We start from the raw sequence: 13319 nt of genomic DNA, 5'->3' as shown, positions 1-13319 counted from the left end.
CCTTTCCTTCGATGACTTGGCGGTCTCGAAGCAGAACCTACGCCCGGCCCCTTTTACACCGGCTTTAGGACGCGACCTTCGTACCACAACGGTGGGCGGTGCAGCGGTGAGTCCCTGGTTGCCGACGGCGTCGAACCGGCCGGCGTTATCGGGTGCGGGCGTGGGCGTTGAGAAAGTCGTCGATGAGGTGTTCGCAGTCCTCGCGGTTGATGGCGCGCAGGCCGGTCAGGCGGGCGAAGGCGATCGGGCCGACGAGTTGGCACATGGCGAGGTCAACATCGAAGTCGTCGAGTTCGGCGGCGGCAGGGCTTTGCAACAGCTCGGCGAAAGGCTGCCGATAGTGGGCCACGACGCGGGCGCGCAGGGCGTAGCGGTCACGGACCTCGTCGGGGCGCTGCGGTGTTGGCCCCAGGGCGACCCAGGCCAGCGTGGTGGCGTGCAACGGTGCCTCCTGAAACAGGACCGCTTGCCGGTTCAGCAGCTCGATGAGCTGTTCGCGCAGCGGGCCTTGCGCCGGCGGCGGGCTGACCTGGGGCAGCAGCCGCTCGAAGGTGGCGGCCAGCAGGTGGGTGGAGCTGGTGAAGTGGCGGTACAGGGTGGTCCTTGCCACCTTGGAGGCCTTGGTCACTGCCTCGATGGTGACAGCTTCGACACCGCCGGCACTGAGCAGCTTGGCCGCGGCGTCGAGCAGCCGGGTCCGTGACCGCGCCAGGCGTGGATCCACCTCGTCGTCGTCATCGACCACGCGTTCCTCTGCACCCGACTCCACCTGTTCACCGTAATCCTCACCGCTGGGCGTTGACGCCGATACCGCGGACCCGCACCGCTACGGGACTGGCGCTCTCCGAAACGATACTGTTAGTATCGGAGAGATACCATTAGTACTGGCATCGCCGCGCAGGCCAACACCGAGGGGGTAAGGCCATGGTGAATCACTTACAACGCCGGGAACTCATCCGGCGCCAAATCCAGGGCCCGACGGCGGCGACGTCGCCGAAACGGCGGCTTGCAACAGCTACCGGGCGCACCGGCGCAGCGGTGGCGCGGGCGGCCAAGCGGCTGCTGCCCGGCGTGGCGCTCGTCGAGGAGGTCCGCCACGTCCGCCACGACCTGGCCAAGCTCGGGCACGCCCGGGTCGCGACCACGGGCGATCGCGTGCGTCCCCGCCACTATCCGCCGCGGTCGTGTTCCTATCTCGACGACGAATTGATGAACCGGGAGATGTCGGACTGAGCGCAGTCGCGACTGCCGCTGGCGGGGGGCAGTGGCGTGACCGCGCGGGCAGGCGGCGATCGGCAATCGGGGGTGTTGCGATTCGCCAGATGCCGCACGAAGATACCGAGAGTACTGTTGCGATACCGACAGTTTTCTTAATGCCGCCGGGGGGCCGGGATGGTAATCAAGGGCTGGGGCGATGCGGGCATGGCGACGTTGAGCCGCCCCGAGGAGCAGCGTGACGCCGCGGCGGCGGCGCGGGGCCGCGACACCTACAGTGAGCGCCTGGCGCGGCTGTCGGGCTTCGCGATCCGGCATACAACGTTGGTGATCGGAGCCTGGATCGTCGCCGCGGTGGTGCTGGCGATCCTTTTCCCGCAACTGGAAACGGTCGTCAAGCACCAGTCGGTGCATCTGATACCGCCCGGTGCGCCGTCGCTGCAGACCGTGGACCGGATGGGCTCGGCGTTCGGTGAACAAGGCTCCAAGACCACGATCTTCGTCGCGATGGAGGATCCCAGCGGGCTGACCCCGCCGGTCCGGCAGCGCTATGACGCGCTGATCCAGCGGTTACGGGCCGACACCAGCCACGTCCAGCAGGTCCAAGACCTCTTGGCCGACCCGGTCACCGCAGCGCAAGCCCTCAGCGCGGACGGCAAAGCATGGTATGTGCCGGTGGGGGTGGCCGGAACCCTCGGTGATCCCAGTGCCGCGGAATCGGTGCGGGCGGTACGCGGGATCGTCGCCGAGGTTTTCGGGCACTCGCCGACCACCGTGCGTGTCACCGGCCCGCCGGCCACCTTCAGCGATCAAATCGACTCCGCTGAACAAGATCTGATCCTCATCTCGGTGGCCACCGCCGGGCTGATCGCGATGATCTTGCTGCTGATCTATCGGTCGGTGTTCACCGCGATGCTGCCGCTGCTGGTCATCGGTGTCAGCCTCGCGGTCGGGCGCGGTGTGCTCTCCGGACTCGGTGAAGCCGGCATGCCGGTTTCTCAATTCACCATTGCGTTCATGACGGTGATCCTGCTGGGCGCCGGTACCGACTACTCGGTGTTCCTAATCAGCCGCTACCACGAACAGCGCCGCCAACACGTGCCCGCCCAGGCCGCGGTCATCCACGCCACCGCCACCATCGGCCGTGTCATCGCGGCCTCCGCCGCCACCGTCGCGCTGGCATTTCTGTCCATGACCTTCGCCGAACTGAGTGTCTTCGCCGCACTCGGCCCGGCCTGCGCCATCGCCGTGGTCATCGGGTTCGCGGCCACGGTCACCCTGTTTCCCCCCGTACTCACGCTGGCCGCCCGCCGCGGGATCGGTGAACCCAACACCGACCGGACCCGCCGCTACTGGAACCAGATCGCGGTGGCCGTCGTACGACGCCCCATGCCGCTGCTGGCAGCCAGCCTGATCTTCGTCCTAGCGCTCTGCGCGGTGGCGACCACCATGCGCATCAGCTACGACGACCGCCACGGCCAAACCACCACCTCAGCCAGCAACGAAGGGTATCGACTGCTGGATCGCCACTTCCGCAAAGACACCGTGATCACCGAGTTCCTGGTCGTGCAATCACCCACCGACATGCGCACCAGCCGAGGACTGGCCGACCTCGACGAAATGGCCTCCCGCATCGCACAACTACCCGGTGTCACCAAAGTCTCCGGAGTTACCCGCCCCGGCGGTAACCGCCTCGAACAAGCCCAACTGTCCTGGCAGAACGGCCAAATCGGCGACCGGCTCGCCGGCGCGGTCAACGACGGCCAATCCCGCCGCAGCGATCTGGGCCGACTCGCCAACGGCGCCGACCAGCTCGCCGACGGGCTCACCCAACTCGACACCAGCCTGGGCACCGCGCTGACCCCGCTGATCGGGCTCTTAGGCAAAGCCCAAACCGCGGGCATCCAAACCCAGCGTTTGCGGTCGCTGCTGCAAGAGCTTTCCACTACCGCCCCGACCGTCGAGCACGCGATCGCCTCTGGACCCGCACTACACCACCAAGCCGAACAAGCCCAAACCGCCATCGCCACTCTCGAACCCCTCATCGCCGCGATCAGCAGCTGGCCCGCCTGCGCCGCCGCCACCGAATGCACCCAACTGCACGACCAAGCCCAACTACTCATCACGTTGCGCGACAACGGATTCTTCGACCACCTCACCACCCTCGCCGACCTCTATCAGCCGGACACCAACGCCGGCGGCGGCACCCTCGCCGAAGTGACCCGGCTCATCACCACCCTGGACAACGCCTTAGGCGCCGCAGGCTCCGGCGACCTCGCCGCCAACATCGGACAGCTCCAAACCGGCGTCCACCAACTCGCATCCGGTGCCCACGCCCTGGCCACCGGCGTCCACACCCTCGTCGACAGCAACCTCGAAACGCTCTCCGGCATGGGAAAAATCGCCGCCCAACTCCAACAATCAGCACGCTCAGCAACCGGAACAGACACCGCCAGCGGCTTCTACCTCCCGAACGACGTCTTCGACAACCAACAATTCGCCGACGTCGCCAAACACTTCCTGTCCGGCGACGGCAAAACCGCCCGCTACGCCATCGAATCCAGCTACGACCCCTACAGCAGCGACGCGATGACCCTGGCCCGCCGACTCACCGAAGTCGCCGACGCAGCACGCCCCAACACCTCACTGGCCAATACCACCATCGCCATCGCCGGATTCCCCGCCGTCAACGCAGACATCCAACGCCTGCTCTCCGCCGACTTCCGTCTGATGGCCATCGCCACCCTGCTCGTCGTCGGCCTCATCCTGATCGTCCTACTCCGCGCCCTGGTCGCACCGCTCTACCTACTAGGCACCGTCATCCTCAACTACGGGGCATCACTAGGAATCGGCACCCTGGTATTCCAATACGGCCTCGGCAATGAAATTGCCTGGCCCGTACCACTTCTGGCGTTCATCATCCTGGTCGCCGTCGGCGCCGACTACAACATGCTGCTCATCTCACGACTCCGCGAAGAATCCACCCGCAACATCCGCGTCGGCGTGCTCCGCACCATCGCCAACACCGGCTCCGTCATCACCTCCGCCGGACTCATCTTCGCCGCCAGCATGTTCGGCCTCATGATCGGCTCGATAGCAATCATGATCCAAGCCGGACTCATCATCGGCTGCGGCCTACTCCTGGACACCTTCGTCGTGCGCACCCTCACCGTGCCCGCCATCGCCACCCTGCTCCGCGAAATCAGCTGGTGGCCACAACGAAACCCACTGCGCCACAAACCCGCTCCCGCCCAAACCTAGGCACACCCACCGGGACCGACCATGACCACCGCCAACCCCACACCCCCCACCCTCAGAGACCGACGCCGCACCGAACTACTCACCCACATCCACGCCACCGCACACCAACTCTTCGCCCAACACGGCTACTCCGCAGTCACCACCGACGACATCGCCGCCACCGCCGGCATCTCCATCAGCACCTACTACCGCCACGCCCCCAACAAAGAACACCTACTCACCGCACCGATCCAACAAGCCATCGCCCACATCACCACCACCTACAACACCCGCCCACACACCGAAACAGCGGCCACCTCCCTCATCCACCTCCTCGCCGATCACCTCGGCGAAACAGCCAACCGACACTCCCAACAGTGGAAACAAGCCCTGCAGACCGCACCACACCTACTCAACAGCTCAACACTGCTCAGCGACAACCAAACCCGCCAACTCACCACCATGGTCGCAACCCGCATGAACACCGACCCCACCACCGACATCCGCCCCACACTGCTCATCCACACAGCCCTGAGCACTGCACAAATCGTGCTCCAACACTGGCTCAACACCACCACCCCGCCACTGCACACCCAACTACAACACGCCCTTCACATCACCCTCGCCGGATTCCAATAAAAGCACCGCGCCTTCCCGCCGAAGCTTGAGCGGCCCCATCCCCACACCCCACCCACCGACCCCAGGACGCACTACTCACATCGCCCCATCCACCAGCAACGCCAACGAATCTCAACAACACCGCCACCATCAGATACGACCCACAGATAACACTGTCCCCCACGAAGGAAACCACCCTCAACGACATCATGGGACACAACCAGAAACACCCCTTAACCGCCTACAGATAACACGGCCGCGGCGAGCTGGGTGTGCAGCGCGGCCCGGTCCAGCCCGCCGAGCGCGCCGAGTGCCTCCAGCCGGGCCGGTACCTCACCCGGGCTGTTGGCATGCACGGTGCCCGCACCGCCTTCGTGTCCGGTGTTCAGCGCGGCCAGCAGGTCGACCACTTCGGCGCCTCTGACCTCTCCGACCACGATCCGGTCCGGGCGCATGCGCAGCGCCTGGCGGACGAGTTGGCGCACGGTCACCTCACCGACGCCTTCGACGTTGGCCCGCCGCGCGACCAGCTTCACCAGATGTGGATGTGCCGGCGCCAACTCGGCGGCATCCTCGACGCACACGATCCGCTCGGCCGGTGAGACCGCGCCGAGCATCGCGGCCAACAGCGTCGTCTTGCCGGCCCCGGTGCCACCGCACACCAGGAACGCCAGCCGGGCGGCGATGATCCCGGCCACCAGCTCGGCGGCTACGGGGGTCAACGCCCCGGCGGCGGCCAGCGCCGCGAGATCCTGCGTTGCCGGCCGCAACACCCGCAGGGACAGGCAGGTACCGCCCGCCGCCACCGGCGGCAACACCGCGTGCAGGCGCACCGCGAACCCGCGTGCGCCGATCCCGGCCAGCTGTCCGTCCACCCACGGCTGGGCATCGTCGAGCCGCTGGCCGGCCGCCAGCGCCAGCCGTTGCGCCAACCGCCGCACCGCCGCCTCGTCGGGAAACCGAATATTGCTGCGTCGCAATGCGTTTCCATCATCAACCCACACCGAGTCGGGCGCGGTCACCATGACATCGGTGGTGCCGTCGGCGCACAGCAATGGTTCCAGGATGCCGGCGCCGGTCAGTTCGGTCTGCAGCAGCCGCAGGTTCGCCAGCACCTCGGTGTCGCCGAGAATGCCGCCGGACTCGGCGCGAATCGCCGCGGCCACCACATTAGGCCGCAGCGGTCCCGACTCGGTTGCCAGCCGTTCCCGGACGCGTTCGATCAGCGAGCCGTTCATGCCGCGCGGCCGTCCAGCGTCGTTCGGCCGCTTGCCAACACGCCGACGACGCGGCGCGCCGCCGCCGCCAACGCCGATCGCCGCCCCAGCCGCAGCCCGGCGTGCTCCAGTCGTTCGGCGAGGTGCGGTTCGGCACGCATCGATGCCAGCAACGGCACGCCCGCGATCTCGGCGACCTCGGCCGCACGCAACCCCCCTGGGGACGGACCGCGCACCACCGCGCCCACATTCGGATTGATCGCGGCCAGCACCGGCGCGATCGTGGCAGTGGCTGCGCAAGCCCGCACATCACACCGGCTGACCAGCACCACCAGATCGGCGGCGGCCAGTGCGACGTGGCTGGCCTCGGACAGACGCCGCGGCAGGTCGCACACCACGGTGACTCCGCCGCGGCGGCCGGCTTCGGCGATCGCCTCCACCGGTGCGGCGTCCAGCTCGCGGCCGTGCCGGGTCCCGGACAGGACACTGATCTCGCGGCGCCGCGGCAGCACGTCCCGCACCGCCGACCAGTTCAGCCGACCACCCTGCAGCGCCAGGTCGGGCCACCGCAACCCCGGCGACGCCTCGTCGCCCATCAACAGGTCGATGCCGCCACCCCACGGATCCAGGTCGAGTAGCAGCGACTCTCCGGCGACCTCCGCGACGGCGGCGGCGAACAGCGATGCCCCCGCCCCGCCGCAGCCGCCGACGACCGCAAGGACCTGGCCACGCCGCCTGACATCACGCGCCGATTCGGCCGCTTCCGCCAGTGCGCACACCAGGTCCGCTTCCTGCTCGGGCATCCGCAGCACCTGCTCGGCGCCGACGGCGACGGCGGCCGCCCAGGTCGCCGTGCCGGACTCAGCACCGGTCAACACGCTCACGTGGGCGCGACGGGGCAGGGCGGACTGCGCACAGCACTGCGCTGCGTCCGAATCGAGCACCACCGCGGCCGCGGCCAGCCACGTTTTCCTGCTCACCGGGGTGTGGGCACCGGTATGCACCACCCGCGCGCCGACGGCGGCGCCGACGCGATCCAGCTCCTCGCGCAGATGCGAATCGGTCAGCATCGCCAGCACGCCGGAGCCGGCGGTGCGCGGGGAATTGGTCACCCTTCTACGCTGGCGCGCCACCGGTATTGCCCGCCAGTGCCGAAGGCCAATTTGTGGAGAAAGTCCGGTCTGTGTACAAATGTTCGCTGAATGGCGCGACTTCGCGACCAAGCGCTATTTCGGCAATGGTCGACAAACGGGTTCTGAGACCCGTAGCGGTGAATTTTTTACCCCAGAAAAGGGACGACCCCCGCCAGGGGGGGAGGAGGCGAGGGTCGTCGTGTATCAGCCCCGGGGGGTCGGGCTGATACACCCTCGGCTCACGGCCGAGTAATGCTTACTATACACATGCCAGCCGGGCTTCACGCAAGTACTCAACCAACCGAAAGTGCCGCCTGAGCCGTGAAAACACCGACCGGAGAAAGACACCCTTCGTATTCGCGTGCTCGATTCGGGCCGGAGATCACGGGTTTGCCGCATCCCGGACCTATGCTGGATCGGTGACCGTCCCCGACCCGGCCGCGCAGCAGCAAGTCTCGCCGCAAATACCGGGACCGACAGTGCCGGGCCTGCGCACCGCCGCTTTCTTCGATTTGGACAAGACCATCATCGCCAAGTCGAGCACGCTGGCGTTCAGCAAACCCTTCTTTGCGCAGGGGCTGCTTAACCGTCGTGCCGTTTTGAAGTCCAGCTACGCGCAATTCATCTTCCTGCTCTCCGGGGCAGATCATGACCAGATGGACCGAATGCGAGCTCACCTGGCCAATATGTGCATCGGGTGGGACGTCGAACAGGTCAAGTCGATCGTCAGCGAGACGCTGCACGACATCGTGACGCCGCTGGTGTTCGCCGAGGCCGCCGATCTGATCGCCGCGCACAAATTGTGTGGCCGTGACGTCGTGGTGGTATCGGCATCGGGTGAGGAGATCGTCGCGCCGATCGCCCGTGCCCTGGGCGCCACGCATGCCATGGCGACCCGGATGGTGGTCGAGGATGGCAAGTACACCGGCGAGATCGCGTTCTACTGCTACGGCGAAGGCAAGGTCCAAGCGATCCGCGAGCTGGCCGTGCGCGAGGGGTATCCGCTGGAGCACTGCTACGCGTACTCCGACTCGATCACCGACCTGCCGATGCTGGAGATCGTCGGCCACCCGTCGGTGGTCAACCCTGACCGCGGGTTGCGCAGGGAGGCCCTGGACCGCGGCTGGCCGGTGTTGTCGTTCTCCCGGCCGGTCTCGTTGCGCGACCGGATCCCGGCGCCGTCGGGTGCCGCGATCGCGACGACGGCCGCGGTGGGTGTCACCGCGGTGGCTGCCGGCGCCGTCACCTACGCGCTGTTGCGGCGCTTCGCGTTCTAGTCTCCGGCGACAGGGCGCCGACGGACGTCGCCCCAGCTTTCCCAAACGCCACGGCAGCAAACACTTTTCGCGCACGAGCCGAATCCGTTGCGCAACTTTGAGGCGTCAGCCCCTTGCTGTGCCAGTGCTCTAGTAGTACAAAGGAGACACGGCAGCCCGGTGAGGCCAAGGTCGATCCGGAAGAGAAGGTTCGATCTCCCGACCCGGGCACCCAGCACGGTTCCCGGCACCCACGCGGAGTCATAGCCGCGATAATGGCAGAAGTGTTGCGGGCCTGCGTAATTGCGAAGATGGAATGCCGCGACGGCCCTTTGGGTGGGGCTGCAGCAGGAAGTGTCGCAAACGCGCCGAGGCCACCCACGCAGCCCACATAATGCACGCTTGGTAACCGAGAACCGTGTTGGCGGGCGGCGATTCGAAATCTTCGTGTCGCCGCCCGCTTCGCATTTGTCGCAGGGTTATTTCGGCGGGCCGCCGGTTACTGATTCAGCAATCATCAGCGCCTCCTGCGCACCGGCTCTCATCGCCCGGCAACACAGCACCAACCACGCCGCGACTCCGTCGGGCGAGCCCGAGGCGAACTTCAGCGCGGCGTCCCGGTACGCGGCGGACTGCCGCATCCAGTTCACCTCCGGCACTCCCAGCCCGTGCGGATCGAGCCCCCGTGCGATCGTCACCAACCGCGACACCGCGCGGGCCACCACCCCGTCACCGCTGCCGAATGGCTTGAGCGTCAACAACTCCCCGTGCGCCACCGCAGCAACTACGGCCGCCGATGCTGCTGTCGGGCGAGTCACCAGGTCGGCCAGCAACTCGAGGCGCGGACCGATCTCCGGATCGGTCCGCGGCCGGCCGAGCCGGTCGGCGTCGACCTGGTCGGCGGCGGCAAGCATGTGCAATCGGGCCAGTGCCTGCAGCGGCGCCTTCTGCCAGACCGCGATCAGCGGGCCGCTGCCACCTTCCAGCGCCTGGGCCACCCGCAGCGCACCGCCGAACACGGGATCACTGACGCCACCGTGCTGGGTGGCGGCCTCCGCCACGTCGTCCAGGCGCACCGGGCCGCCGTCGAGCACCGACGACGCCCGTGCCGCGCGCAACGACGCCTCGGCGGCGGTCACCGGCCAGCCGCGCAGGTTGGCCCGGTGCCGGTGCGCCCGACCCAGCGCCTCACGCGCCCGGTCGCTGGCTTCGGCGACACCGGGCAGGTCCATCAGCGGAGCCAGCGGGTCGGTCACAGAGAGCCAAACTAGCGGGACGCCGCCGGGGCGCCGGGGATGGCCTCCAACAACTGCCGGGTGTAGTCGTGCTGTGGCGCGGTGAAAACCTGTTCGGTGGCGGCGTGTTCGACCACCCGACCGTCCCGCATCACCAGCACGTCGTCGGAGATCTGGCGGATCACCGCCAGATCGTGGCTGATGAACAGATACGTCAGGCCCAGCTCGGCCTGCAGTTCGGCCAGCAGGTTCAGGATCTGCGCCTGCACCAGCACGTCGAGCGCGGAGACCGCCTCGTCGCACACCAACACATCGGGCCGCAGCGCCAGCGCCCGCGCGATCGCCACCCGTTGCCGTTGCCCGCCGGACAGTTCGCGGGGCAGCCGGTCCAGCACCGAGGACGGCAGCGCCACCTGGTCGAGCAATTCGCGCACCGCCCGCCGACGCTGGGCACGGTCGCCGACCCGGTGGATCCGCAGTGGCTCCTCCACCGCGCGGGCCACCGAGTACATCGGGTCCAGGCTGCTGTAGGGATTCTGGAAGACCGGCTGCACCCGACGGCGAAACGCCAATTCTGCGCGGCGGTCCAGCGTGGTGATATCGGTCCCGTCGAAAATCACGCTGCCCGACGTCGGCCGCAACAGGCCCAGCACCATCCGCGCCAGCGTCGACTTGCCCGAGCCCGACTCGCCGACCACGGCCAGGGTGCCGGCCCGGGCCAGCCGGAACGAGACGGCGTCGACGGCGCGAAAATCCGCGCGACGCCACGGCACGCCGGGTGATTCGCGGTAGGTCTTGGTCAACTCCGACACGACGAGGATGTCCGCCGAACCCCCAGCGTGCTCGGTCGCCGTCGCTGCTACCCGTTCCCGAATCTGGGCTGAGCGCTTGTCCCGAGCCCGCAGCGACGGCGCGGCGGCCACCAGCCGACGCGTGTACTCGTGTTGCGGGTAGCGCAGAATCTCCTGCGCTGCACCGGATTCCACCACGACACCACGATGCACCACGATCACGGACTCGGCCCGCTGCGCCGCCAGCGCCAGGTCGTGGGTGATCAGCAGCAGCGCAGTCCCCAGTTCGTCGGTGAGGTGGCCGAGATGGTCGAGGACCTGGCGTTGCACGGTGACGTCCAGCGCCGACGTCGGTTCGTCTGCGATCAGCAGCCGCGGCCGGCCGGCGAGTCCGATCGCGATCAGCGCGCGCTGGCACATCCCGCCGGACAGCTGGTGTGGATACCGGCCGGCCTGCCGGGCCGGGTCGCGCATCCCCGCCTCGGCGAGCAGCTCAACCGCGCGCCGTCGCGCCGCACGCCCATCGGCATTGGCCCGCAACGCTTCTCGAACCTGAAAGCCGACTTTCCAGACCGGGTTGAGGTTGGTCATCGGATCCTGCGGCACATAGCCGATCTCCCGGCCCCGGATGTCACGCATCGCGCGTTCACCGGCCCGGGTGATGTCGCGGCCGTCGAAAACAATGCGGCCGGCGGTGATTCGGCCACCGGGCGCGAGCAGTCCCAGAACGGCCGCCGCCGCGGTGGACTTGCCCGACCCCGATTCCCCCACCACCGCGACGGTCTGCCCGGGCAACACCGAGAAAGACATCCCGCGGACCGCCTGCTGGTCGCCGAAGCGGACCTCCAGACCCGCTACCGACAACAGCGCGCTCATGCCCGCCACGCCCGGGACGCCGGATCCAGACCGTCGCGCAGCGCGTCCCCCATGACCATGAACGCCAGCACCGTGATCGCCAGCGCGCCGGCGGGATAGAACAGGATGGGTGAACCGGCCCGCAGCCGCATCTGCGCCACGTTGATGTCGCCACCCCAGGAGACCACCGACGGCGGTAACCCGACACCGAGGTAGGACAACGTCGCCTCGGTCACGATGAAGGCGCCCAAGGCGATGGTGGCCACCGCGATGACGGGGCCTATCGCGTTCGGCACCGCATGCCGGAGCAGGATACGAAACCTGCCCAGCCCCAATGCTTTCGCCGCCAGCACGTAATCGCTGCCCCGTACCTGGAGAATCGAGCTGCGCGCGATCCTGGCCACCTGCGGCCAGCCGAACAACGCCAGGATGGCGATCACCGTCCACACCGTTCGGTGCCGCAGCACCTGCATGAGCACAATGGCGGCCAACAGCAGCGGCAACCCGAAGAACACGTCGGTCAGACGGGACACCACCGCGTCGAGCCAGCCACCGTAAAAGCCGGCCAGGGCGCCCAACACCCCGCCGACGACGAACACGGCCATCGTTGCGCCGAGCCCGACCATCACCGACGCCCGGGCGCCATAGATGGTGCGCGCGTAGATGTCATGGCCCTGCAGGTCCGTGCCGAACCAGTGCGCGGCCGACGGGGGCAGCAGGCTCTGACCCGGGTCGGCGTAGGTGGGGTCGGCCCCGGTGAACAACGACGGAAACGCCGCTACGAGCAGGATCAGCACGATCATTGCCGCAGCGATGACGAACTTGGGTCGCCTATACATACCGGATCCTGGGATCCAGCGCGGCGTAGAGCAGATCCACCAGCAGATTGCTCACCAGGTAGATCAGCACCAGCACCGTGACGATCGACACCACTGTAGGCGCCTCCTGCCTGGTGACCGCCTGATACAGCACACCGCCGACGCCGTGGATGTTGAAAATCCCTTCGGTCACGATGGCGCCACCCATCAGCGCGCCCAGGTCGGCACCCAGGAACGTCACCACCGGGATCAGCGAATTGCGCAGGATGTGCACGGTGACCACCCGCGACCGCGACAACCCCTTGGCGGTGGCGGTGCGCACATAGTCGGCGTGGGCATTGGCGGCCACTGCGGAGCGGGTCAGCCGCACCACGTAGGCGAAGGACACCAGACCCAGAACGATGCCGGGCAGCAGCAGCCGGTCGAAGCTGGCCCGTCCCCCGACCGTGACGGGCGCCCACCCCAGCCGGACCCCGAACACGAACTGCGCCAGGAAGCCCAACACGAAAATCGGGATCGCGATGATGACCAGTCCGGCGACCAGCACCGTGGCATCGAAGACACCGCCCTGGCGCAGTCCGGCGATCACGCCGAACCCGATCCCCAGCACCGCCTCCACCACCAGAGCGATCAGCGCCAGCCGTATCGTCACCGGAAAGGCATGTGCCAGAACGGCGCTGACCGGAAGACCGGAGTACGCGCGGCCCAGATCGCCGTGCAGCAGGCCACCCAGGTAGCGCAGGTACTGCACCAGGAACGGGTCGTCGAGGTGGTATTGGGCGCGTAGTTGCGCGGCGACCGCCGGGCTCAGCGGCCGGTCGCCGGCGATGGCGGCCACCGGATCGCCGGGCAGCAGGAACACCATGCCGTAGATCAGCAGGGTGGCGCCCAGGAAAACCGGCACCATCACCGCGATCCGGCGCAGCACATACCAGCCCATG

At 67.7% G+C, this 13319-nt stretch carries 10 protein-coding genes and 1 pseudogene; 4 read left to right on the top strand and 7 right to left on the bottom strand.

The features are described from left to right. Nucleotides 1–145: 145 nt before the first annotated feature. Entirely contained in the window at nt 146–769 is a 624-nt protein-coding gene (locus ACZYZ9_RS24520; protein ID WP_065035913.1) for a TetR/AcrR family transcriptional regulator, read from the bottom strand. 155 nt (nt 770–924) lie between these two features. Here ACZYZ9_RS24520 and ACZYZ9_RS24515 point away from each other — a divergent pair, with 155 nt between their 5' ends. The 3 genes from ACZYZ9_RS24515 to ACZYZ9_RS24505 all read left to right on the top strand — a co-directional run bounded on the left by ACZYZ9_RS24515 (nt 925) and on the right by ACZYZ9_RS24505 (nt 5094). Beyond that, entirely contained in the window at nt 925–1233 is a 309-nt protein-coding gene (locus ACZYZ9_RS24515) for a hypothetical protein (protein WP_065035912.1), read from the top strand. A gap of 159 nt (nt 1234–1392) precedes the next feature. After that, on the top strand, nt 1393–4476 hold the full coding sequence (locus ACZYZ9_RS24510) for an MMPL/RND family transporter (RefSeq protein ID WP_081282177.1): 3084 nt from the start codon (nt 1393–1395) through the stop codon (nt 4474–4476). A gap of 21 nt (nt 4477–4497) precedes the next feature. After that, nucleotides 4498–5094, top strand: coding sequence for a TetR/AcrR family transcriptional regulator (locus tag ACZYZ9_RS24505; RefSeq protein ID WP_065119148.1), 597 nt, complete (start codon nt 4498–4500; stop codon nt 5092–5094). Nucleotides 5095–5324: 230 nt separating this feature from the next. Here ACZYZ9_RS24505 and ACZYZ9_RS24500 read toward each other — a convergent pair. Beyond that, nucleotides 5325–6311, bottom strand: a pseudogene (locus ACZYZ9_RS24500) (TadA family conjugal transfer-associated ATPase); the annotation flags it as partial. Continuing rightward, nucleotides 6308–7360: a septum site-determining protein Ssd gene (gene ssd, locus ACZYZ9_RS24495; protein ID WP_463828774.1), complete on the bottom strand. Its 1053-nt coding sequence runs from the start codon at nt 7358–7360 to the stop codon at nt 6308–6310. The gene ssd and the pseudogene ACZYZ9_RS24500, both read right to left, overlap by 4 nt. Nucleotides 7361–7842: 482 nt before the next feature. Between ssd and ACZYZ9_RS24490 the strand changes: the two genes are divergently transcribed. Beyond that, nucleotides 7843–8700 carry an HAD-IB family hydrolase gene (locus tag ACZYZ9_RS24490; protein WP_463828765.1) on the top strand — a complete coding sequence of 286 codons (858 nt, stop codon included), beginning with the start codon at nt 7843–7845 and terminating at the stop codon, nt 8698–8700. Between the two features lie 458 nt (nt 8701–9158). Here the strand turns inward: ACZYZ9_RS24490 and ACZYZ9_RS24485 are convergent, their stop codons facing one another. Genes ACZYZ9_RS24485 through ACZYZ9_RS24470 form a run of 4 tightly spaced genes read right to left on the bottom strand, consistent with a single transcriptional unit; the run spans nt 9159 to nt 13318 of the window. Then, nucleotides 9159–9911 carry a Fic family protein gene (locus tag ACZYZ9_RS24485; protein ID WP_463828773.1) on the bottom strand — a complete coding sequence of 251 codons (753 nt, stop codon included), beginning with the start codon at nt 9909–9911 and terminating at the stop codon, nt 9159–9161. Nucleotides 9912–9946: 35 nt separating this feature from the next. Further along, complete coding sequence (locus ACZYZ9_RS24480; protein WP_463828764.1) at nt 9947–11581, bottom strand: dipeptide ABC transporter ATP-binding protein; 1635 nt, start codon at nt 11579–11581, stop codon at nt 9947–9949. Beyond that, complete coding sequence (locus tag ACZYZ9_RS24475) at nt 11578–12399, bottom strand: ABC transporter permease (protein ID WP_463828763.1); 822 nt, start codon at nt 12397–12399, stop codon at nt 11578–11580. Before ACZYZ9_RS24475 ends, ACZYZ9_RS24480 begins: the two co-directional genes overlap by 4 nt. Then, nucleotides 12392–13318, bottom strand: a complete 927-nt coding sequence (locus ACZYZ9_RS24470) for an ABC transporter permease (protein ID WP_463828762.1) — start codon at nt 13316–13318, stop codon at nt 12392–12394. Before ACZYZ9_RS24470 ends, ACZYZ9_RS24475 begins: the two co-directional genes overlap by 8 nt. Nucleotide 13319: the final 1 nt, after the last annotated feature.

Source organism: Mycobacterium sp. IDUB_28 (assembly GCF_055419285.1).
Note: the sequence above shows the minus strand (reverse complement) of the source record. Positions and strands in the feature narration are given on the sequence as shown.

What these genes read in the sequence shown, in the direction of transcription:
- ACZYZ9_RS24515 (WP_065035912.1), top strand. Translation starts at nt 925, where the DNA reads ATGGTGAATCACTTACAACGCCGGGAACTCATCCGGCGCCAAATCCAG.
- ACZYZ9_RS24510 (WP_081282177.1), top strand. Translation starts at nt 1,393, where the DNA reads ATGGTAATCAAGGGCTGGGGCGATGCGGGCATGGCGACGTTGAGCCGC.
- ACZYZ9_RS24505 (WP_065119148.1), top strand. Translation starts at nt 4,498, where the DNA reads ATGACCACCGCCAACCCCACACCCCCCACCCTCAGAGACCGACGCCGC.
- ssd (WP_463828774.1), bottom strand. Translation starts at nt 7,360, where the DNA reads ATGCTGACCGATTCGCATCTGCGCGAGGAGCTGGATCGCGTCGGCGCC.
- ACZYZ9_RS24485 (WP_463828773.1), bottom strand. Translation starts at nt 9,911, where the DNA reads ATGGACCTGCCCGGTGTCGCCGAAGCCAGCGACCGGGCGCGTGAGGCG.
- ACZYZ9_RS24480 (WP_463828764.1), bottom strand. Translation starts at nt 11,581, where the DNA reads ATGAGCGCGCTGTTGTCGGTAGCGGGTCTGGAGGTCCGCTTCGGCGAC.
- ACZYZ9_RS24475 (WP_463828763.1), bottom strand. Translation starts at nt 12,399, where the DNA reads ATGTATAGGCGACCCAAGTTCGTCATCGCTGCGGCAATGATCGTGCTG.
- ACZYZ9_RS24470 (WP_463828762.1), bottom strand. Translation starts at nt 13,318, where the DNA reads ATGGGCTGGTATGTGCTGCGCCGGATCGCGGTGATGGTGCCGGTTTTC.